At 64.7% G+C, this 20441-nt stretch carries 23 protein-coding genes and 1 tRNA gene; 8 read left to right on the top strand and 16 right to left on the bottom strand.

Annotation, left to right across the window (positions count from 1 at the left end; translation table 11 throughout):
- Positions 1-34: 34 nt before the first annotated feature.
- The 3 genes from CFR72_RS05625 to CFR72_RS05635 all read left to right on the top strand — a co-directional run bounded on the left by CFR72_RS05625 (position 35) and on the right by CFR72_RS05635 (position 4323).
- The gene (locus CFR72_RS05625; RefSeq protein ID WP_110913022.1) at positions 35-901 is read left to right on the top strand and encodes an NUDIX hydrolase; all 867 of its coding nucleotides are present in this window, start codon (positions 35-37) and stop codon (positions 899-901) included.
- Between the two features lie 140 nt (positions 902-1041).
- On the top strand, positions 1042-3123 hold the full coding sequence (locus CFR72_RS05630; RefSeq protein WP_408869958.1) for a S9 family peptidase: 2082 nt from the start codon (positions 1042-1044) through the stop codon (positions 3121-3123).
- A 54-nt stretch (positions 3124-3177) separates the two neighbouring features.
- On the top strand, positions 3178-4323 hold the full coding sequence (locus CFR72_RS05635; RefSeq protein ID WP_110913023.1) for an AI-2E family transporter: 1146 nt from the start codon (positions 3178-3180) through the stop codon (positions 4321-4323).
- 188 nt (positions 4324-4511) lie between these two features.
- On the opposite strand, the gene CFR72_RS05640 is transcribed toward CFR72_RS05635, so the two are convergent.
- The 7 genes from CFR72_RS05640 to CFR72_RS05670 all read right to left on the bottom strand — a co-directional run bounded on the left by CFR72_RS05640 (position 4512) and on the right by CFR72_RS05670 (position 9299).
- Positions 4512-4585: transfer RNA gene (locus tag CFR72_RS05640), tRNA-Pro, on the bottom strand.
- 149 nt (positions 4586-4734) lie between these two features.
- Positions 4735-5649 (bottom strand): MerR family transcriptional regulator, encoded by a 915-nt coding sequence (locus tag CFR72_RS05645; RefSeq protein ID WP_110913024.1) that lies wholly within the window; start codon positions 5647-5649, stop codon positions 4735-4737.
- A complete protein-coding gene (locus tag CFR72_RS05650; protein ID WP_110913025.1) occupies positions 5646-5963 on the bottom strand; it encodes an integration host factor subunit alpha in 318 nt (105 codons plus the stop codon). The genes CFR72_RS05645 and CFR72_RS05650 overlap by 4 nt, the downstream gene beginning before the upstream one ends.
- 100 nt (positions 5964-6063) lie before the next feature.
- On the bottom strand, positions 6064-7035 hold the full coding sequence (locus CFR72_RS05655) for a beta-ketoacyl-ACP synthase III (RefSeq protein WP_110913026.1): 972 nt from the start codon (positions 7033-7035) through the stop codon (positions 6064-6066).
- Positions 7036-7118: 83 nt separating this feature from the next.
- The gene (plsX, locus tag CFR72_RS05660; RefSeq protein WP_110913027.1) at positions 7119-8216 is read right to left on the bottom strand and encodes a phosphate acyltransferase PlsX; all 1098 of its coding nucleotides are present in this window, start codon (positions 8214-8216) and stop codon (positions 7119-7121) included.
- A 169-nt stretch (positions 8217-8385) separates the two neighbouring features.
- Positions 8386-8589, bottom strand: coding sequence for a 50S ribosomal protein L32 (gene rpmF, locus CFR72_RS05665; RefSeq protein WP_003620805.1), 204 nt, complete (start codon positions 8587-8589; stop codon positions 8386-8388).
- A gap of 170 nt (positions 8590-8759) precedes the next feature.
- Entirely contained in the window at positions 8760-9299 is a 540-nt protein-coding gene (locus CFR72_RS05670; protein WP_110913028.1) for a YceD family protein, read from the bottom strand.
- A 214-nt stretch (positions 9300-9513) separates the two neighbouring features.
- On the opposite strand from CFR72_RS05670, the gene CFR72_RS05675 reads away from it, so the two are divergent.
- Entirely contained in the window at positions 9514-10083 is a 570-nt protein-coding gene (locus CFR72_RS05675) for an outer membrane protein assembly factor BamE (RefSeq protein ID WP_110913029.1), read from the top strand.
- Between the two features lie 144 nt (positions 10084-10227).
- Here the strand turns inward: CFR72_RS05675 and CFR72_RS05680 are convergent, their stop codons facing one another.
- Both CFR72_RS05680 and rpsU read right to left on the bottom strand, forming a co-directional pair.
- Positions 10228-11616: an ATP-binding protein gene (locus tag CFR72_RS05680; protein WP_110913030.1), complete on the bottom strand. Its 1389-nt coding sequence runs from the start codon at positions 11614-11616 to the stop codon at positions 10228-10230.
- Positions 11617-11715: 99 nt separating this feature from the next.
- Positions 11716-11919: a 30S ribosomal protein S21 gene (gene rpsU / locus CFR72_RS05685; RefSeq protein ID WP_010506446.1), complete on the bottom strand. Its 204-nt coding sequence runs from the start codon at positions 11917-11919 to the stop codon at positions 11716-11718.
- Between the two features lie 253 nt (positions 11920-12172).
- Between rpsU and def the strand changes: the two genes are divergently transcribed.
- From def to CFR72_RS05705, 4 genes are read left to right on the top strand one after another with little or no spacing between them, the layout of a single operon-like run.
- Positions 12173-12709 (top strand): peptide deformylase, encoded by a 537-nt coding sequence (gene def, locus CFR72_RS05690; protein WP_110913063.1) that lies wholly within the window; start codon positions 12173-12175, stop codon positions 12707-12709.
- A complete protein-coding gene (locus CFR72_RS05695) occupies positions 12706-13323 on the top strand; it encodes a COQ9 family protein (protein WP_110913031.1) in 618 nt (205 codons plus the stop codon). The genes def and CFR72_RS05695 overlap by 4 nt, the downstream gene beginning before the upstream one ends.
- A gap of 37 nt (positions 13324-13360) precedes the next feature.
- The gene (locus CFR72_RS05700) at positions 13361-13915 is read left to right on the top strand and encodes a MarR family winged helix-turn-helix transcriptional regulator (protein WP_110913032.1); all 555 of its coding nucleotides are present in this window, start codon (positions 13361-13363) and stop codon (positions 13913-13915) included.
- A gap of 29 nt (positions 13916-13944) precedes the next feature.
- On the top strand, positions 13945-14658 hold the full coding sequence (locus CFR72_RS05705) for a response regulator (protein ID WP_110913033.1): 714 nt from the start codon (positions 13945-13947) through the stop codon (positions 14656-14658).
- Positions 14659-14942: 284 nt separating this feature from the next.
- Here CFR72_RS05705 and leuB read toward each other — a convergent pair whose 3' ends face one another.
- The 7 genes from leuB to rpsP all read right to left on the bottom strand — a co-directional run bounded on the left by leuB (position 14943) and on the right by rpsP (position 20422).
- A complete protein-coding gene (gene leuB / locus CFR72_RS05710) occupies positions 14943-16058 on the bottom strand; it encodes a 3-isopropylmalate dehydrogenase (protein ID WP_110913034.1) in 1116 nt (371 codons plus the stop codon).
- A gap of 34 nt (positions 16059-16092) precedes the next feature.
- Positions 16093-16716, bottom strand: coding sequence for a 3-isopropylmalate dehydratase small subunit (gene leuD, locus CFR72_RS05715; RefSeq protein WP_110913035.1), 624 nt, complete (start codon positions 16714-16716; stop codon positions 16093-16095).
- A 1-nt stretch (position 16717) separates the two neighbouring features.
- On the bottom strand, positions 16718-18121 hold the full coding sequence (gene leuC / locus CFR72_RS05720; RefSeq protein ID WP_110913036.1) for a 3-isopropylmalate dehydratase large subunit: 1404 nt from the start codon (positions 18119-18121) through the stop codon (positions 16718-16720).
- A gap of 157 nt (positions 18122-18278) precedes the next feature.
- Positions 18279-18698 carry a 50S ribosomal protein L19 gene (rplS, locus tag CFR72_RS05725; RefSeq protein ID WP_110913037.1) on the bottom strand — a complete coding sequence of 140 codons (420 nt, stop codon included), beginning with the start codon at positions 18696-18698 and terminating at the stop codon, positions 18279-18281.
- A gap of 29 nt (positions 18699-18727) precedes the next feature.
- Positions 18728-19477 (bottom strand): tRNA (guanosine(37)-N1)-methyltransferase TrmD, encoded by a 750-nt coding sequence (gene trmD, locus CFR72_RS05730; protein ID WP_110913038.1) that lies wholly within the window; start codon positions 19475-19477, stop codon positions 18728-18730.
- A complete protein-coding gene (gene rimM, locus CFR72_RS05735; protein ID WP_110913039.1) occupies positions 19474-20034 on the bottom strand; it encodes a ribosome maturation factor RimM in 561 nt (186 codons plus the stop codon). The genes trmD and rimM overlap by 4 nt, the downstream gene beginning before the upstream one ends.
- 40 nt (positions 20035-20074) lie before the next feature.
- The gene (rpsP, locus tag CFR72_RS05740; RefSeq protein WP_110913040.1) at positions 20075-20422 is read right to left on the bottom strand and encodes a 30S ribosomal protein S16; all 348 of its coding nucleotides are present in this window, start codon (positions 20420-20422) and stop codon (positions 20075-20077) included.
- Positions 20423-20441: the final 19 nt, after the last annotated feature.

The following is a 20441-nucleotide window of genomic DNA, read 5'->3' on the forward strand; positions in this document are numbered from 1 at the left end:
TGGCAACGGAGCCCCAATATGAAGTGATGGTTCCATGTCCACCGACCTGAATCCCTTTTTCCGCCATATCGCCGCCTGCAACACCGCGACCCTGCCGGGGCGGCGGCTGGCGTTCCACCTTGGCGCGACGCCTGCCGGATGGGTCACGCCCGAACTGCTGCCCGTCCTGCTGGAACATGGCATGACCCATGCGGATGGCGTGGTGACGCTGTCCGATCCGTCACGGCTGGAACGGATTGCCGAGGACATGGCAAGGCAGGGCGTCTACCGCTCCCACCATGAACTGTTCGATGTGCGCACGGATGTCGATGCCCCACCGGTCGCGCGGATCGACCGCGGCGCGCTGCCGCTGTTCGGGCTGATGGCGCAGGGCGTGCACCTCAACGGGCTGGTGCGGCGCGCGGACGGGCTGCACCTGTGGATCGCGCGCCGGTCGATGACGAAGCGGCTTGACCCCGGCAAGCTCGACCACCTTGTGGCGGGCGGGATCCCGGCGGGACATACCCCTGCCGAGGCACTGCTGAAGGAAGCGGCGGAGGAAGCCAGCCTGCCGGCCAGCCTGCTGGCGCACGCAACGCCCACGGTGAACATACGTTACGCCCTTGACCGGCCGGAGGGGCTGCGCCGCGACATCCTGCACTGTTTCGAGATCGTCCTGCCCGAGGATTTCATCCCCCGCCCCGCCGATGGGGAAGTGGAGGAATTCTCCCTCATTCCCCTGACCGAGGCCTTCCGGCTGGTGCGCGACACCGACGCCTTCAAATTCAACGTCAACCTTGTCCTGATCGACCTGTTCCTGCGCACGGGCCTGATCGACGCGACCTCGCCAGAGGGGCAGCGCCTGCGCGCGGGGCTTGATGGCTGGCGGTTCTTCGCCCCTGCCACCCCGGCGCAGGCCTGATGGCGGCCCGGGCGGCAGGACGCTGTCGCCCGCATCGCCACTGACTGCCATTCGTTATTGCCATTTCGCGCGGGACATGCCGCCATGGCGGACAACCCGCCGGGGCCGTCCCCCGCCACCGACATGAAGGACCGATGCCCATGACCCGGCCGCTGCCCCAGCCCCCCGTCGCGCGCAGGATCCCCAACCGCATAGAGCAGCTTGGCCGCGTGCGGCATGACGAATATGCGTGGATGAAGGACGAGAACTGGCAGGAGGTCCTGCGCGACCCCGCCCTGCTGCGCGAGGACATCGCGACCCACCTGCGGGCGGAAAACACCTACACCGCCGAAATCCTGTCCGGCACGCAGGACCTGCAGGCCACCCTGGTCGCGGAAATGAAGGGGCGGATGCAGGAAGTGGAATCCTATCCCCCCCTGCCGCACGGGCCATGGTCCTATTACACACGCTATGACGGGGGCGCGCAGTATCCCGTTTATGCCCGCCACCGCGCCGATGCGCCGCAGGACGAGCAGGTACTGCTCGACATGAACGCCCGCGCCGCCACGCACGACTATTTCGCCGTCGCCACCGCAGCCCACAGCCCGGATCACAGGCTTTTCGCCTATGCCGAGGATACGCAGGGGTCGGAGATCTATCGCGTGCGGGTCAATGACATCGCAACCGGCGAACCTCTTGGCCCGCCAATCGACAATTGCAGCGGCGCGTTCACCTTCGCCCCCGACAGCCGCCACCTGTTCTGGATCTGGCGCGACGACCATGGCCGCCCCGCCCGCGTCTATCGCCGAAAGGTCGGTGGCGATACCGATATCCTCGTCTATGAGGAAAAGGACGCGGGTTTCTTTGTCGGGGTGGAGGCCACGCGATCGGGCCAGTGGATCATCATCACGGCGGGCAACCATGATACGTCCGAATCCTGGCTGATCCCGGCCGCCACCCCCGATGCCGCCCCGGCCTGTGTGGAGGCGCGCAGCACTGGCGTGATGTACACGCTGCATCACTGGGGCACGGATTTCGTCGTGCTGACCAATGCCGGTGGCGCAGTGGATTTCACGCTGAAACTCGCCCCGCAGGATGCCCCCGCACGCGCGAACTGGCGCGAACTGGTGGCGCATGAACCCGGCCGCTACATCACCGAATGCCAGACCTTCGCCGACTGGCTGGTCTGGCGCGAACGCCACAACGCCAACTGCCGCATCATCATGCAGTCCCGCAGCGGGGAGCGCCATGCCCTCGCCCCGCGGGAGGCCGCCTATGACCTTTCCCTTTCGGGCGGGTATGAATATGACACGGTGGAACTGCGCTACATCTACCAGTCGCCCACAACGCCGCGGCAGTGGTTCGCCTATGACATGGCGCGGCGCACGCATACCCTGCTCAAGCAGCAGGATGTCCCCTCCGGCCATGACCCGGCCCACTATCGCTGCTGGCGGCTGATGGCCCGCGCGTCCGACGGGCAGGAGGTGCCCGTTACCGTGCTGGGCCGCCATGACGCGCCGTGCGATGGTTCCGCGCCGCTGCTGCTGTATGGGTATGGCTCCTACGGGCATGCGATCGAGCCTGATTTCTCCACCCGCGTGCTCAGCCTTGTGGACCGGGGCTGGTTTTACGCCATCGCCCATGTGCGTGGCGGTTCGGAAAAGGGCTGGAACTGGTTCCTTGGCGGGCGCGGCAAAAACAAGCCCAACAGCTTCACCGATTTCATCGCCTGCGCCGAACATCTGGTTGCGCAGGGATTCGGCACGGCGGGACGAATCGTGGCCGACGGACGCTCTGCCGGGGGGATGGTCATGGGGGCGATCGCGAACATGCGGCCGGACCTGTTTGCCGGGATCGTCGCGGTCGTGCCGTTCGTCGATGAACTCAACACCATGTCGGATGCCTCCCTGCCGCTGACGCCGCCGGAATGGCCCGAATGGGGCAACCCGCTGGAGGACGTGGCGGCCTACGACCTGATCGAAAGCTATGCCGCCTATGAACAGGTGCGGCCGCGCGCCTATCCCGCCATCCTGGCGATGGGGGGGTTGACGGACCCGCGCGTGACCTACTGGGAGCCCGCGAAATGGGTGGCGCGACTGCGTGAAAACACGCTGTCCTCGCGCCCGGTCATGTTACGCACCAATATGGAGGCGGGACATCGGGGGGCGACGGGTCGTTTCGATTCCCTGCGCGATGCGGCCCTGATACATGCCTTTGCCATCTGGGCCGTTGAAACCGCCTGACCCCGTTCCACCGCACCACCGCCCGGTCCCGTCCGGGCGCGTCCCATCACAAGGATGACCATGCCGGACCACAAGAACGCTGGCGCCGAGTCCCATGTCCCGGAACCCGGTCTTGACGAAAACAGACAGTCGCTGCGGACATTCCGCTCCTTTCGGGAGAAGCAGCGCACGCAGCGGATCGCACGCGGCCTGCTGGCGCTGTTTTTTGTCGCAATGGCGTTGTATACGGTCCGTGGCTTCCTGCCGTCGCTGATCTGGGGCGGCATCTTCGCCATCGCGTCATGGCCGCTCTATGTCCGGGCGCGCACGCGCTGGCATGCCGCGACACACCAGTTGCTGCTGCCTGCGGCCTTCACACTCGGGATCGCGCTGATCTTCCTTGTGCCCGTCACCCTGTTCGGGCTGGAGGCCGCACGCGATGCCGAAGGGGTGCTGCACCTGCTGAACAACGCGCGGCAGTCGGGCATGCCGGTGCCGCAATGGATCGATCACCTGCCGCTTGGCGCGCAGACCCTGCGGGCATGGTGGGAAAGCCACCTGCAGAACCCCGATGATTTTTCCGCCCTGCTGGGGTCATTGCGCATCGGGCAGAGCGTGAAGATGACGCAGCAGGTGGGCAGCCAGTTGGCGCACCGTGGCATCCTGTTCATCTTTTCCATCCTGACACTGTTCTTCCTGCTCAAGGACGGGGACAGCGTCATCCGCCAGTGCCTGGTCGTGTCACGCCGCGCCTTTGGCAAGCGGGGGGAGCGGATCGCGCTGCAGATCATCGCCTCCATCCACGGCACGGTCGCGGGACTGGTGCTGGTGGGCATGGGTGAAGGCGTGGTGATGGGGGTTGCCTACCTGATCGCGGGTGCGCCCCATGCGTTCCTGTTCGGGGTCGTGACGGCCGTGGCCGCCATGATCCCGTTCTGCGCCATGATCGCGATTGGCATCGTGGCCACCCTGCTGCTGATCAAGGGCAGCGCGGTGATCGCCATTGTCATCATGCTGGTCGGACTGGCGGTGATCTTCCTCGCCGATCATCTCGTGCGTCCGGCCCTGATCGGCGGGTCAACGCAACTGCCATTCCTATGGGTGCTGACGGGGATCCTGGGCGGGGCGGAAAGCTGGAACCTGCTGGGCCTGTTCATGGGGCCGGCCATCATGGCCGTGCTGCACATGCTATGGCGCAACTGGACGCGCGTGCGCGACTAAGGGACCGTCTGGAGGCCGCCTGCCGGCCTGAAAGACGGCATTTTCCAAGGCGTTTTCAGGCCAAGGGGCCTCACCAAACACGTCCTTATGCCTTGGGGACTGCCCCCTGCACGCACGGACGCGCATGCCCCGGTCAGGGGCACAGGAAATTTTCATATTTCAGGGAGTTTTTATCGCAGACAGGGATATCGGGCAGGCGGGATTCGAACCCACGACCCCCAGTCCCCCAGACTGATGCGCTACCAGGCTGCGCTACTGCCCGCCTTTCTGCGATGACGCATCGTGTAGCAGGCCCGCCCGGTGCCCGCAAGTCATCTTCTTCATTCAATTGCAAAAATAGGGACATAAAAAACGAAGGGGCAGGAACACGCGGTCCCTGCCCCTTCCGATCCCTTGCGACAGGACCAATCCTCAGACCGGCACCATCTCCCGCAGGGCCTCAAGTTCAACGAGCACGCCGCGCAGATGATCGCGCAGCACCACATTTTCAGCCCGCAGGCGCTCAAGCTCCAGCATGACAAGCTGTTCGAGCGGCGGTTCCTCCTCCTCGGCCCCATCCGCCTGTGCAGCCACCTGTGGCGCCGCATCCGGCACGGCATCCGCAGGGGTGCCATCTTCCTCCACAGATTCCGTGGCATCGCTGCCTTCTGGGGCGGCGGCAGATGACGCGGATGCAGCCTCAAACTGCGACGGCAGGGTGGCGGGCGCCTCCCCTTCCGGGGAACTCGCGACCGGCGGGGCTGGCACTTCCGGGGCTGCGGCTTCGGGAGCAACATCCTCAACCGTGACGGCAACAGGCGCAGGGCCTGCGGCAGGGGCCGACATGTCTTCCTGCTCCGCCTGCGCCTTTTCTTCCGACGCAGGAGGCGTGGCAGGAGGTGCTGCACTCACCTGCTGGTGGATGACGGTGACGGTCTCGATTTCCTCGACCTGCACATCCGTGATCTCCACGACCGAAGGGCGCGCGGCAGGGCCGGGCTCCGCCACCTGTGGCGTGACGGCAGGCGTAGTGGCCTCACCGGCAATGTCGCGTGTCCCCGGCATCCCGGCAAGGATACGCTGCACCTCTCCAAGCGAGAGATGGCGGACATACAGCATGTCGGAAATACGACGCAGCAACTGGACATCATCGGGCCGGTAAAGACGCCGACCGCTTGGCCCACGGATGGGCTGCAACTGGGGAAAACGGTTTTCCCATGTCCGCAGCACATGCTGGGCAATACCAAGCTGCCGCGCGACCTCATAGATCGGCAGGGCATCATCGGTTGATGCCGGTGTGGCGGTGGCGGCGTTTACGACGCCCGGCGCGGGGTCATGGACATTCATTCGTCGTCCTCTGCATTCATATGTCCGGCATTACCGTTCACATTCGCCCGCAGAAGCTGGCTGGGCCGGAAGACCAGGACGGAACGCGGCAGGATCGGAACCTCAACCCCCGTCTTGGGGTTGCGTCCCGTGCGTCGCCCCTTCCTGCGGACGGAAAACGTACCGAATCCGCTGATCTTTACGGTGTCCCCGGCTTCGAGTGCATGGGCCACTTTTTCCAGGACGTGTTCAAGGATGTCGGCGGACTCATGACGGGAAAGTCCAACCTGACTGTAGATTTGTTCTGCCAGAGTGGCGCGGGTCACTGTGCTCATGCAGCAACGTTATGCATGCCATCCGTCAGCGTCAATTCAATGTGCTGACAGGTGTGTTTTTTTCTTGCCCCCGCAGCCGGATACGGCCCCGACGCGACGCCTATATCCGCGCCAGCGCCGCCCCCCAGGTCAATCCGCCGCCCAGCGCCTCCATCAGCACGAGGTCACCGCTGCGAATCCGGCCGTCACGCACCGCTTCGTTCAGCGCCAGCGGAATCGAGGCGGCGGACGTATTGGCATGGCGGTCCACCGTGATGACCACCCGTTCGGGCGGCAGGTGCAGCTTTCGCGCGACACCATCAATGATCCGCAGGTTCGCCTGATGCGGCACAAGCCAGGCCACATCTTCATATTTCAGGCCGTTGGCCGCCAGCACCTCATCCACCGAGGAGGACAGCTTGGCCACGGCATGACGGAAGACATCGCGCCCCTGCATCTTCAGGTAGGCGCTTTTGTCCTTCTGCCCAATCGCGCCATCCACATACAGTAGGTCGCCATAACGCCCGTCGGAATGCAGGTGGGTGGACAGGATCCCCTGCTCCCCCTCTTCCTCCGTCGCCTGCAGGAAGACCGCGCCCGCCCCGTCGCCGAACAGGACGAAGGTGGAGCGGTCGTCCGGATCAAGAATGCGTGAATAGACCTCGCTGCCGATCACCAGCGCGGAACGGGCCTGCCCGCTGCGGATCAGCGCATCGGCGGTGGACAGGGCGAAAATGAACCCCGAGCATGCCGCCGCGACGTCAAAGCCAAAGCCGGTGGTGATGCCAAGTTCCCCCTGCACCCGCACGGCGGTGGAGGGAAAGGCCTGGTCCGGCGTGCTGGTGGCGACGATGATGGCATCGACATCATCGGGCGAGGCACTGGCGTATTCAAGGGCCTGCCTGCCGGCATGGGCCGCCATGCTGACGGCCGTATCCTCCGGCCCGGCGCGATGGCGCTGCGCGATGCCGGTGCGGGCGCGTATCCACTCGTCAGAGGTTTCCAGCCCACTGGTGGCCAGTTCATCGTTGGTCACGATTCTGTCCGGCAGGTAGCCGCCAAAACCCTTCAGCAGCGAGCGTCTCGCCTTCATGCGTGTCTGTCCAAACCTGTTGGGGCGGGGTCATGCACGTCGCGCCCTGCGGGTGCGCATGTCCCCTTGCCCACGGCAGCGACTCAGGAAGCCGAAACTGCCTGTGTCGGCTCCTTTTCGTTACTGAACCTGCTGGCCGTCAGGCTTCCCATCCGGGAAAGCTGGTCACGGATACCGGCATTGAAATCATGGGTAACCATGTCGATCGCCACATCCACGGCCGAGGCGAAGCCTTCGGCATCGGTGCCGCCATGCGACTTCACCACCACGCCGTTAAGCCCGACGAACACCGCGCCATTATACCGCCGCGGGTCGAGCCATTCCTTCATCCGTTCCAGCCCGGGACGCACCAGCAGATAGCCGATCCGGCCCAGCAGGCCGGAACTGAACACCTGCCGCAGCAGGGTAAAGGCCATCTTCAGCGCGCCCTCGCCGGTCTTGAGCGCGACATTGCCGGTAAAGCCGTCCGTCACCACCACGTCGGTCGTGCCGGCGGTGATGTCGTGCCCCTCCACAAAGCCATGGAACTGCCGTGCCAGCGGACTGCCACGCAGCACTTCGGCCGCCTGGCGCAGGCGTTCGTCGCCCTTGAGTTCCTCCGACCCGACATTGAGCAGCCCGATCGTCGGCGCGGGCAGGCCCAGCACCGCCTTGGCGAAGGCTTCGCCCATCACCGCGAATTCGACGAGGTTGCGCCAGTCGCACGCGACATTGGCGCCGAGGTCGAGCATGACCACGTCCCCTTTCGTCGTGGGACTGATCGCCGCCATCGCGGGACGTGAAATGCCCGGCAGGGTCTTGATCACGATCTTGGCCAGCGCCAGCATCGCGCCGCTGTTGCCAGCGGAGACCACGCCCATCGCCTCGCCATTGGCGACGGCGTCCATCGACAGGCGCAGCGAGGAATCGCGCACCCGCAATGCGGCGGTGGGTTTCATTTCCATGGAAATGGCGGAACCGGCTGGACGGATCGTGCAGATCGCCGCCGCACGCGGATGCTGCGCCAGAAGGGCCTGCAGCCGCCTTTCATCGCCAATCAGAAGAATTCTGGCGGATGGATGCCGGTCTGCGGCAATCGCCAGTCCGGCCACCACGACTTCCGGGCCACCATCCCCACCCATTCCATCAATGGCCAGAGTGTAGGACTGTGTCGCGGAAAAAGAGGAACCTGTCTCGGTCATGCTCGTCTTGTGCCGGGTGAAGGTAAAACGCGCAAGTGCCGAAAGGGGATACCCCCTTCATGCAGCATTTTCCTGCGCAATCCGGACGGGCGGGGACGCCTGCATGTGGCATTCCCGCGCCATGTCAATGGCATCTCCCGTCCCGACAGGTAACCGCGTCGAACGTGTATCAGGCGCGGACGGCGGTCTTCAGCGCCTTGCCCGCGGATGCGACTTCGCGGCCGTCATAATGTCCACAGTGGCTGCAGACATGGTGCGGGCGCTTCAGTTCGCCGCAGTTGGAGCATTCCGCATGTGCCTGCACGGGCAGCGCAGCATGGCTGCGACGCATGCCACGACGGGACGGCGAGGTTTTTCTCTTAGGTACAGCCATGGGCCTGGGCCCCTCCGATCTGGGATCACAACCCGGTAACGCCAGCGAGGTGTCACCCGGTCAGTTATCAACAATTGAGGGGGGCGCTCTAGCAGACGATCGGACATTCCGCAAGAGACGATCTTGCGATCCGCCGGACGCCAGCCGCCCCCCGGGCGTGCCCTGACGCCTCAGTTATGCTTTTTCTTGAGGTCCGCAAGGGCGGCGAAAGGCTGGCGCTTTGGCTCCTCGCCCTCCCCGGCATCGTCTTCCTCCTCCACGTCGAGCAGTTCGACGGGAATCACGCTTCCGGGCTTGTGCGGATAGGGATCGAGGCCAAGCGACAGTTCCTCCGCCGCGAGTTCGCCAAGGTCGATCGTCTCGCGCTCATAGGGGACCTCGTCGATGCTGAAGGGATCGACCTCGTCGTCCTCGCGGAAGCGTTCGGCCGGGATGCAGCGCACGGTAAAGGATTCGGCGACGGCGTCCTCGAACGGCTCGAGGCTGACGACACATTCCTGCGTCACATGCGCCGTCAGCCATCCTTCGGCCATCACCTCCCCCTGCCTGCCGGGCACAAGGCGGTAGCGGCAGGCAAGGTCGCGGATCGCGGGGATCCCGAAACGCCGCGCCAGGGCGGCGCATTCCGCGGGCGTGGCCTCGATGGAGGTTTCCATGCCCTTGGCCGCGATGCGTCCCACCGGGACGCGACGGGAAAATTCTGGATCCATAGCTCGTCTCTTCTCCTGCAATTCCGGCATGTCCCCGGCCATGGGGACCATGCCGGGCCAACGGGCATGCCGGGCAGCCATCACCGCGACCGAAAGGGGCGGATGTGTTTTTCCGCCTTGCATCGGATCTGCGATTGACTTCATTTGACCAATAAGGCACCCGGAAGGTCGGACTGTCTATCTGCAGCATCTTACCAGGACGCTTTATCCGATCATGAGGCCAGCGCAGCACATCTTTTCCCGCCCCCGTTCCTTACGCCTGTTTTCGTGCGCTGTCATCGGGGTTGGCCTGTCGCTGTCGGGATGCGTCGCGTTCAAGCCAAGCGTGGTCCAGCGCGGCTCCCTCGTGCAGGCGGATGACTACAACCAGCTCAAGACGGGGACGAGTTCACGTTCCGATGTCATGGACCTCCTCGGCTCCCCTACCAGCCGTGCGACGTTCGACGACAATACGTGGATCTACATCTCCATGCGCCAGACGCTGGCGCCCATCAGCTTTCCCCATATCGACAAGCAGCAGGTCGTGGTCCTGACGTTTGACGAGGGCGGCATCCTGCGCAACCTGCGCACCCTGCACAAGGATGATGCGCGCTATGTCAGCATGGCGATGGGCAAGACACCGACGCCAGGCACCAAGATCAACATCATGCAGCAGATCCTGGGCAATGTCGGCCGCTACAACCCCATGAGCCAGATGACCAGCACCTATGGCGGCAGTACCGGCCCGATGAACAGCATGAACGGTGGCCCGGGCCATGGTGGCCAGGGCAACAGCCTGCCCTGATCCCGACGTTCCGCGTCATCGGGCATGGCGCATCGGACTCATGGGCATCATAAAGAAGTTTCTGCTGAAGCTTTTGATCGAAAACGCTTCAGGAAAACGCCGCTTTTTTTGAAAACAGGCAGCACCCGAAGACTTCCATCACTTTCAGTCCGGGATGACAATCCGGACGCTCAGGCCGCCCGACGGGCTGCTGTCCAGCCGGATTTCGCCCCCATGCGCATGGATGATGTCACGCGCGATGGCAAGGCCCAGCCCGGTGCCGCCGTCACGCCCGCTTTCAAAGGGGCGAAAGACGCTTTCGCGGCGTGATTCATCAATCCCGCACCCGTCATCATCGACATAGATGACGGTGCTGCTGCGCTTCTTGCGCGCACTCAGCCGGATGTGGCTGGCGTGGCGGCGCGCATTGTCCACGATGTTCGATAGCACGCGCCGGAACGCGGCCGGGCGCACCACGATATACGACGCGCGCGTGACAAGGACGCTGACATCACGCGCCCCGGCACGACGGGCGGCCGTTGCGACCTCCTCAAGCAGTTCGCGCACATCCACCATTGCCGGAACTTCCGCCCCCTCCCCCCGCGCAAAGGACAGGTAGCTCTCGATCATGCGTTCCATCTCCCCGACATCGGCCACCATGTCCTCGATATCGGGTTGCAGGTCCGCCGCCCGGATGGTCCCCTGACGCGGCACCATCGCCAGCGTCAGGCGCAGGCGCGTCAGTGGCGTGCGCAGGTCGTGCGAGACCCCGGCCAGCACCGATGTCCTCTGTTCCACAAAGCGGAAGATGCGGTCGCGCATGCGGTTGAACGCCACCGCTGCCTTGCGGATCTCCTGCGCGCCTTCGGGGTGGATGGGGTCGATGTCGCGTCCCAGCCCGAACAGTTCCGCCGCCCGCGCCAGCCGCCGTATGGCGCGCACCTGGTTGCGCATGAAAAAGGCCGCGATGCAGAACAGCAGCAGCGCACTGCCCGTCGCCCATGCGACAAACAGCCACACCGGCGCCACGTCCAGCCGCTTGCGCGGTGTATCGACACGCAGCACCCCGTCGGGCATCTGGATGAAGACCGACACGATATGGCGGTCGCTTTTCCAGTCCACGAAGGCTGGCCGTCCGATCGCGACACGCAGGTCACGCACGAGGTCGTCATCCACCGGTCCCAGCACATGGTTCGATCCCACGCGCTGCAGGCTTTCCCCTTCGCGCCATGTCATGTGCAACTGCGCACGGTCGCGCACGTCGCGCAGGATCCACGCGCGGTCCGATGGCGCGGGATAGCGTTCCATGATGTCGATGGTCATGGCGATATTGTTCACCACGCCCGCCGACAGCCGCCGCGAGACGATCTTGAGGTAATTGCCGTAAAACAGTTCGAGCGAGATCCCCTGCGTCACCAGCAGGGGAATGAACCCGATCAGCAGCATGCGCCCCAACAGAGAGCGCGGCAGCACACGCCGCACCAGCCGGTCCAGATGGCGCATCACGGCGGAACGGTTTTCAACCGGTGATGGGGGTTCGGCATGCTGTCTCATGGATCATCCCGCGCGCCCCGGGCCGCCCGGCATAAAAAAAGCCGACCCCATACGGAAGCCGGCTTTTCCCACGGGCGGAGCCCGGTATCTGAAAACAGATCAGAACCCTTCGCGTTCCAGACGCTTGCGCTCCATCTTGCGCGCACGGCGCACGGCTTCAGCGGCTTCACGCGCCTTGCGTTCAGACGGCTTTTCATAGTGCCGACGCAGCTTCATTTCCCGGAAGATGCCTTCACGCTGCATCTTCTTCTTGAGGGCCTTGAGAGCCTGATCGACGTTATTATCACGAACGAGAACCTGCACTGGGTCGTCAACTCCTGCTGTAAGCCGTCACTTGCGCCGGCGGCGATGGGTATCTGTAATGGGGGATGACCGCCCGAGGCCATTCCCTGCGTGCGATTCCCAAACGGGCCGCACCTATATCACAGCCCGATCCGGCAATACAAATCTTTCCGGTGGTTTTACACCGCGCCCGCACAGGTTATTTCACGACCGTCCCATGCACCCGACGCAGGTGACGCGTTTTCATGCCAGATGCAAAGGATCAACGCCCGCCATGACCCTGCTCAAGATCGCCCGGATGGGGCACCCCGTGCTGCTGCGCCGCGCGGCCCCCGTCGAAGACCCCACCAGCGCCGACATCGCGCGCCTGGTGGCCGACATGATCGAGACGATGGAGGATGCGGGTGGCGTGGGCCTTGCCGCGCCACAGGTCCACCGTTCCTGCCGGGTGTTCGTCTATCGCGTGCCCGCGGCCCGCAGCACCGGCGCGCCCGATGACCTGCCCTGTGGCCCGCAGGTCCTGATCAACCCGCATATCACGCCGGTCGGGGATGAAACGGTCCTGCGGCTGGAGGGATGCCTGTCGATTCCGGGCCTGCGCGGATGGGTCCCGCGCCACACCCGCATCGCCTATCACGGGCTGGATGCACGGGGGCAGCGGGTCGAGGGCACGGAATCGGGATTTGTGGCGAATGTCATGCAACATGAATATGATCACCTGAACGGCATATTATATCCGATGCGGATGAACGATCTGGGAAAGATGGGGTTTGACACTGAAATGGCACGTTACGGAGAACAGCAGGCATGATCGGGTCCCTCATCACGGCATCGGCCACATCGTGCCTGCAGCCCCCCGCCATCGATCATTCCCCCGCTCGTGACGCCGCCCTGCGCCGCATGGTGGAGGGCGTGGGACGGCGCGAATGGTCCATGGCCACCCTGAAGCAGGTCGCGGGCGAGGATGCCGACCTGCTGTTCCCCGGCGGGATCGCCGAAGTGGCGGAGGCGTATTTCGACCTTGCCGACCGCGACATGCTGGATGCCGCACATGGATTCCATTCGCGCAAGCTCAGCCGCCGCGTCCGTGCCGCGATCATGTTCCGCCTGACGCAGGCCGCAGGCTATCGCCCCGCCGTGCGCCATGCCCTGTCGGTGCTGATGATGCCGGGGCATGCCCGCCTGCTGGCACGCAGCATCGCGCGCAGCGTCAACGCCATCTGGACCGCCGCCGGTGACGATTCGCAGGGCGTGACCTACATGACCAAGCGTGCGTCGCTGGCGGGGATCTATGTCGCCACGTTGCTGTTCTGGCTGGCGCGCGGCGGCAACATGGCAACGGTGGAGGAATTCCTTGACCGGCGCCTTGCCAATATCGCGCAGGTTACACGGCTGAAGAACCGCCTGCTCGGGCGTCCGTTCTGACCGACCCGTTGGCCCGCCGCATCCACATGCCCTGCCCTTGACCGAACGCCGTCCCCCACCACCGGCAAGCCGTCCCGCACGCCCGCACGCCGGTGTCGAACTGCTGTTCCTGCGCGACGAGGACATGCGCCAGGCGCAGATGCTGATGACACAGGCCTGCCGTGGCTTTGCCGGGCTGCTTGACCCCCTGCTGGAGGAAATGCAGATCGGGCACGCGCACCAGCGGATCCTCCAGTTCGTGAAGAACGAGCCGGATATTTCCGTCGGCGCCCTGCTGGACATTCTGACGATTACCAAGCAAAGCATGGCCCGTGCCCTCAATGACCTCATGCGTCGCGGGCTGATCCACCAGCATACCAGCAGCCGTGACCGGCGCATGCGCCTGCTGCGCCTGACCGATGCCGGGTACGAGATGGAACGTCGCCTGTTTGAACGCCAGCGCGACGTCGTGCTGCGGGTCTATCGCGATGCCGGGGGACCGGCGGTGGAAGGATTCCGCCGGGTCATGCGGGGCCTGATAGAGGAATCACGGAACATGGCGCGCCATCGCGATGCCCAAGCACCCGGTCAGACACAACGGAGTCGTGAATGAACAGGTCCCCCCGTCCCGCTTCCACCACCATGCCGCCACGCGACCCGGCGAACGTGGATGCCCATATCGTGGTGGTCGATGACGATCCGCGCCTGCGCCGCCTGCTGCAACGCTACCTGACCGAACAGGGCTTCCGTGTCAGTGCCGCAGCCTCCGCGCATGAGGCGCGGCAGGTCCTTGGCTTCATGCAGCCTGACGCGCTTGTGCTCGACATCACCATGCCGGGCGAAAACGGGCTGGAACTGACACGGGAACTGCGTAACGAAGGGCTGGATTTCCCCATCCTGCTGCTGACCGCGCGCGGGGAGCCGGAAGACCGGATCATCGGTCTGGAAGCCGGGGCCGACGATTACCTCGGCAAGCCTTTCGAGCCGCGTGAACTGCTGCTGCGGCTCAAGGCGCACCTGCGCCGCTTCGCCCCGCCGCCGCCCACCAACAACCTGCGCATCGTGCGCCTTGGCGAACTGGAGTTCGACCCCGCCCGCAGCCTGCTGAGCGGACGCGACGGAATCGTGCACCTGACGGGCGGCGAATCCGCATTGCTCGCCGTGCTGGCGCGCCATCCCAACGAAGTCCTGTCACGCCATGAAATCGCGCAGACGCTGGAAATGGACGAAATCGGCGAACGCGCCGTCGATGTGCAGGTCACGCGCCTGCGCCGCCGGATCGAACCCGACCCGAGGGAGCCGCGATTCCTCCAGACCGTGCGGGGCAAGGGGTATGTGCTCAAGCCCGGCCTGTGAGGTCACGCCTGATGTCGATTGAAAGTTTTCAGACATCGGCTGTTTTTCAGGAAAGTAGCGGCTTCTGAAGCTTTTTGAAAAAAGCTTCACCAAAAAATTCTTTACGATTTCAAATCATTTTCCGGGCCGGGAGAGCACAGCCCCCTGCCCGGATTCATGGATAAATCATGGTTTCCAAAGGGCAATGCCCTTTGGCGGGTTTCAGGGCAGGGCCCTGAGAAGCAGCCCCTCACAAAAAAAGCCGCACCTGATGACCAGATGCGGCTTTCCTGCAGGGCGCAGATTCAGCCCTGCTGGAGCTTGTCGAGTTCGCGGACCACTGCCTCCCCCATCACCTCGGTGCCGACGACGGCCATGCCGGGGCTCATGATATCGGGGGTGCGCAGGCCACTGGCCAGCACGTTGGCCACCGCCGTCTCGATCATCGCGGCATCTTCAAGCATGTTGAACGAATACCGCAGCAGCATCGCAAACGACAGGATCTGCGCCAGCGGGTTGGCCTGCCACTTGCCCGCGATGTCGGGCGCGCTGCCATGGATCGGCTCATACAGGGCCGGACGCTTGCCATTGGCATCCACGGCCCCCAGCGTGGCGGACGGCAGCATGCCAAGGCTGCCGGTCAGCATGGAGGCAAGGTCGGACAGCAGGTCGCCAAACAGATTGCCGGTCACGATCACATCGAACTGACGCGGGTTGCGCACCAACTGCATCGCGCAGTTATCGGCCAGCATGTGCGTCAGTTCCACATCCGCGTATTCACGCGCATGCAGGTCGGTCACGACCTCCTTCCACAGCAGACCGCTTTCCATCACGTTGCACTTTTCAACCGAGCAGACGCGATTGTCCCGCTTGCGTGCAAGGTCAAAGGCCACGCGGGCGACGCGCTCGATTTCCGGGGTGGTATAGACCTCGGTATTGATTCCGCGCCGCGACCCGTCGGGCAGGGTCTCGATCCCGCGCGGGTTGCCGAAATAGATGCCGCCCACCGTTTCGCGCACGATCATGATGTCAAGCCCGCGCACCACTTCGGGCTTCAGCGTGCTGGCATCGGCCAGCGCGTCGAACACCTTGGCCGGGCGCAGGTTGGCGAACAGGCCAAGGTCCTGGCGCAATTTCAGGATCGCGATTTCAGGGCGACGGTCGAACCCGGCGGATGCCCATTTCGGGTCCCCCACCGAACCGAACAGCACGGCATCGGCGGCGCGGGCCTCGTCAATCACTTCCTGACGGATCGGCACGCCATGGACCGCCAGCGACGCGCCACCGACCAGGTCCTCGGTAATGTCGAAATTGATCCCGCGCGCACGGCTCATCCACGCCATGATGCGCGCGACCTCGCGCATGATTTCCGGTCCGATGCCATCGCCAGGGAGGATCAGAAGTTTCTTGGTTTCGGACATGATAGCTCCCTGCTGAAAAAGCGACCGGTGAGGGTCAGTCAATGGTGATGGAGGGCATCCACGGCTCATCATGCCGACGCCGGGCCTCGAACGTCTCGATCGCGGACTCGTGCTGCAGGGTCTGGCCGATATCGTCGAGTCCCTCCAGCAGCAGGCGCTTGCGCAGGGGATCGACCTCGAACGGGATTTCACTTCCGTCGGGACGCACCACCACCTGCCGGGGCAGGTCGATGGTAATGCGCGAATTTTCGCCCATCCGCGCATCGGCCATCAGTTCGTCGCACACCTCGCGCGGCAGGGCGATGGGCAGGATACCGTTCTTGAAACAGTTATTGAAAAAGATATCCGCAAATGACGGCGCAATGACGCAGCGGATGCCGAAATCCAGCAGCGCCCACGGCGCATGTTCACGCGACGAACCGCAGCCAAGGTTGTCGTGGGTAATCAGGATCTGTGACTTGCGGTAGGGATCCCGGTTCAGGACGAAATCGGGATTTTCCGACCCGTCCGCGTTATAGCGCATGCTGTCGAACGCATGCACGCCAAGGCCCGAACGTTTGGTCGTCTTGAGGAAGCGCGCCGGAATGATCTTGTCGGTATCAATGTTTTCCTGCGGCAGGGGGGCGGCGATCGCCGTCAGGACCGTGAACTTATCCATGTCAGATCAACTCCCGCACATCGGTCAGGCATCCCGTCACGGCAGCGGCGGCGGCCATGGCGGGCGACAGCAGGTGGGTGCGTCCGCCCGGTCCCTGACGTCCTTCAAAATTACGGTTGGAGGTGGAGGCACAGCGCTGCCCCGGCGTCAGCTTGTCCGGGTTCATGCCCAGGCACATCGAACATCCGGCCTCGCGCCATTCAAACCCGGCGTCGAGGAAGATGCGGTCCAGCCCCTCCTCCTCCGCCTGCGCCTTCACGACGCCCGATCCGGGCACGATCATCGCGCGCACGTCCTGCGCCACATGGCGGCCCGACACGATGGCGGCGGCTGCACGCAGGTCCTCGATCCGGCTGTTGGTGCATGACCCGATGAACACGACATCGACCGGCGTGCCCGCGATCTTCTGCCCCGCCTGCAGGCCCATATAATCCAGCATGCGCTGCATCTGCGCACGTCGCGCGGCATCAGGTTCAGCGGCCGGGTCGGGGACGGTGCCGGTCACGGGAATGACGGTTTCGGGACTGGTGCCCCATGTCAGGACCGGCGGGATGTCCTCGGCGCGCAGTTCGACGACCTTGTCGTAATGGGCACCATCGTCAGAGGCCAGCGTCTTCCAGTAGGCGACGGCCTGGTCGAACGCCTCGCCCTTCGGTGCGAAGGGACGGCCGCGCACATATTCGAACGTCGTCTCGTCCGGGGCGACAAGCCCGGCGCGCGCACCGGCCTCGATCGACATGTTGCAGATCGTCATGCGACCCGCCATGTCCAGCGCCCGGATGGCCGATCCCGTGAATTCGATGATGTAGCCCGTCCCGCCCGCGGTGCCGAGTTTGCCGATGATCGCCAGCATGATGTCCTTGGCGCTGACGCCGGGGCCGACCTGCCCCTCCACCGCGACCTTCATGTTCTTGGCGGGCTTCTGCAGCAGCGTCTGCGTGGCCATCACGTGCTCGACCTCGGACGTGCCGATGCCGAACGCCAGCGCGCCGAGCGCCCCGTGCGTGGAGGTATGGCTGTCGCCGCACACGATGGTCATGCCCGGCAGGGAAATCCCCTGTTCAGGGCCGACGACATGGACGATGCCCTGGCGTTCCGACAGCAGCGGGAAATACGGCACGCCGAATTCCGCGACATTGCGCTCCAGCGTCTCGATCTGGTTGCGGCTTTCGGGTTCCTCGATCGGCAGGGTGCGGTCAGAGGTCGGCACGTTATGATCGACCACCGCGATCATCGCCTCGGGGTGGCGCAGGCGCCGTCCCGTCATGCGCAGGCCCTCGAACGCCTGCGGGCTGGTCACCTCATGGATGAGGTGCCGGTCGATATAAAGAATGGCCGTACCATCCGGGAGACGTTCCACGACATGACTGTCCCAGATCTTGTCGAACAGCGTACGTGCAGCCATCAGTTCCTATCCCCCAGCATACGGCACTACCGGATTGATCCTTCGCGGCCTTGTCGTGACAGCAGGGGCGAACGATCCCGGTCGGCAATAAGTAAAAGCCGCCCCCGCGGTCCACCACCCTTTCGGATGGCGGCGCGGGCGACGGCAGTAGCACAAATCAGTTGGCCTTGGCTTCCGCGGCGGCAGGCGCTGCGGCCTTGGCGGCGGCGGGCGTCGTGTCGCGGGGACGCTCGGCAATGCGGGCGGACTTGCCGCGACGGCCACGCAGGTAATACAGCTTCGCACGACGCACGACACCGCGACGGACCACCGTGATTTCGGCAATTGCAGGCGAATACAGCGGGAACACGCGCTCCACACCTTCACCGTTGGAAATCTTGCGCACGGTGAAGTTGCTGTTCAGGCCCTTGTTCGAACGGGCGATCACCACGCCTTCATAGGCCTGGACGCGCTTGCGCGAACCTTCGACCACGTGCACGCCAACGCGCACCGTGTCGCCCGGCGCGAAATCCGGCACGGCGCGGGTCGCGGTCAGGCGGGCGATTTCTTCCGCCTCGTATTTCTGGATGATGTTCATGATCGGGTCCTCAGTTGATTGGTTTGTATTCAGTTCAGCCGATCCGCACTGGCGCGCGCGCCAGCAGGTCGGGACGTGTCTTCACCGGCACGCGCCACATGGGCGGCCCACAGGTCGGGCCGTCTCTGCCGCGTTGCCGCCTCGGCCATTTCATGACGCCACCGGGCGATCGCGCCATGATGACCGGACAGCAGGACATCGGGCACGTCACGTCCCTCCCACTGCGCCGGCTTGGTATAAAGCGGGTATTCAAGCAGGCCATCGGCGAAGCTTTCCTCCGCAGCACTTGCATCCGACCCCATGACGCCCGGCAGCAGCCGCACGCAGGCATCGAGCAGCACGAGCGCCGCGACCTCGCCCCCCGACAGGATATAGTCACCGATGGAGACCTGTTCGATGTCGCGCGCCTCAAGCACGCGTTCGTCCACGCCTTCATAACGGCCACACAGCACGACAACCCCCGGCCCCGCCGCGTAACGCCGGACATCCGCCTGCGTCAGCGTGCGCCCGCGTGGCGTGGGATAGATCACCGGCCGTCCGTCGGGCACGACATCGTCAAGCGCCGCCGACACGACATCGGGCCGCATCACCATGCCCGCCCCGCCACCGAACGGCGTGTCGTCGATGGTGCGGTGACGGCCAAGCCCATGCGCGCGCAGGTCCTGCGTTTGCATCGACCAGATCCCCTCGCGCAGCGCGCGCCCCGCGAGCGAGCATCCCAGCGAACCGGGAAACATCTCCGGGAACAGGGTCAGCGCGGTGGCCTGCCACGTCGTCATGCCACGGACTCCGCCGTGCCATCGCCGGGGAAGTATTCCGCCGGGACCTCGATCTCGTCAGGCAGGACGACCTCGATCCGGCGCGCGCCCATGTCCACGACAGGCACGCAGGCCCGTGTGAACGGCAGCAGGACCGTGCCTTCCTCCCCACCCGTGATCTCCAGGCTGACACCCGCGCCATAGTCATGGACCAGACGCACATGGCCGAGTTCCCGCGACGGCGCACTTCCCTGCTCGATCACCTGCATCCCCACGAGGTCGGCGACATAGAATTCGTCTTCCTCGGGTTCCGGCAGGTCCGCGCGCCCGACATAGAGATTGCGGTTGACCAGTTTCTGCGCGTCCTCGCGGCTGGAGACCGCCTGCCCCGCGCCATCGCGCAGTTCGGCAATCCCCTTCCCACGCCATGACAGGTGCCAGGCATTCCCGTGCTCGTCACGAAGCACCCCGTAACGGGCAAGGTCTTCGGGCACGGCGGCATAGCTGTGCACATGCACAAGCCCACGCACGCCATGCGGCCGTCCCACCACGCCCATCAGGATACGATCGCGATCCATCGCCTGCCTTCTATCGTGCCTGCCCGCCTACCGTCGTGCCTCAGGCCGCGGCGGTCGCGGCGGCAGCGGCAGCAGCGCGTTCCTGCGCACGCTTCTTCGGCGCGGACTTCTTCGGCTGCTCGTTCCAGGTCGGCTTCGGCGCCAGGCCGGCATTGCCCAGGAAGCGGGCGACACGGTCGGTCGGCAGCGCGCCGTTGGACAGCCAGTGGGTGATGCGCTCACCCACCAGACGCACGCGGTCGGCGTGGTCGGACGGCAGCATCGGGTTGTAGGAACCGACCTTCTCGATGAAGCGGCCATCGCGGGGCGAACGGCTGTCGGCCACGACGATGTGGTAGTAGGGACGCTTCTTCGCACCAGCGCGTGCAAGGCGGATCTTGAGGCTCATTCAGACTTCTCCACAAAAC

The sequence above is a fragment of the Gluconacetobacter entanii genome (assembly GCF_003206495.1).
Lineage (GTDB): Bacteria > Pseudomonadota > Alphaproteobacteria > Acetobacterales > Acetobacteraceae > Novacetimonas > Novacetimonas entanii.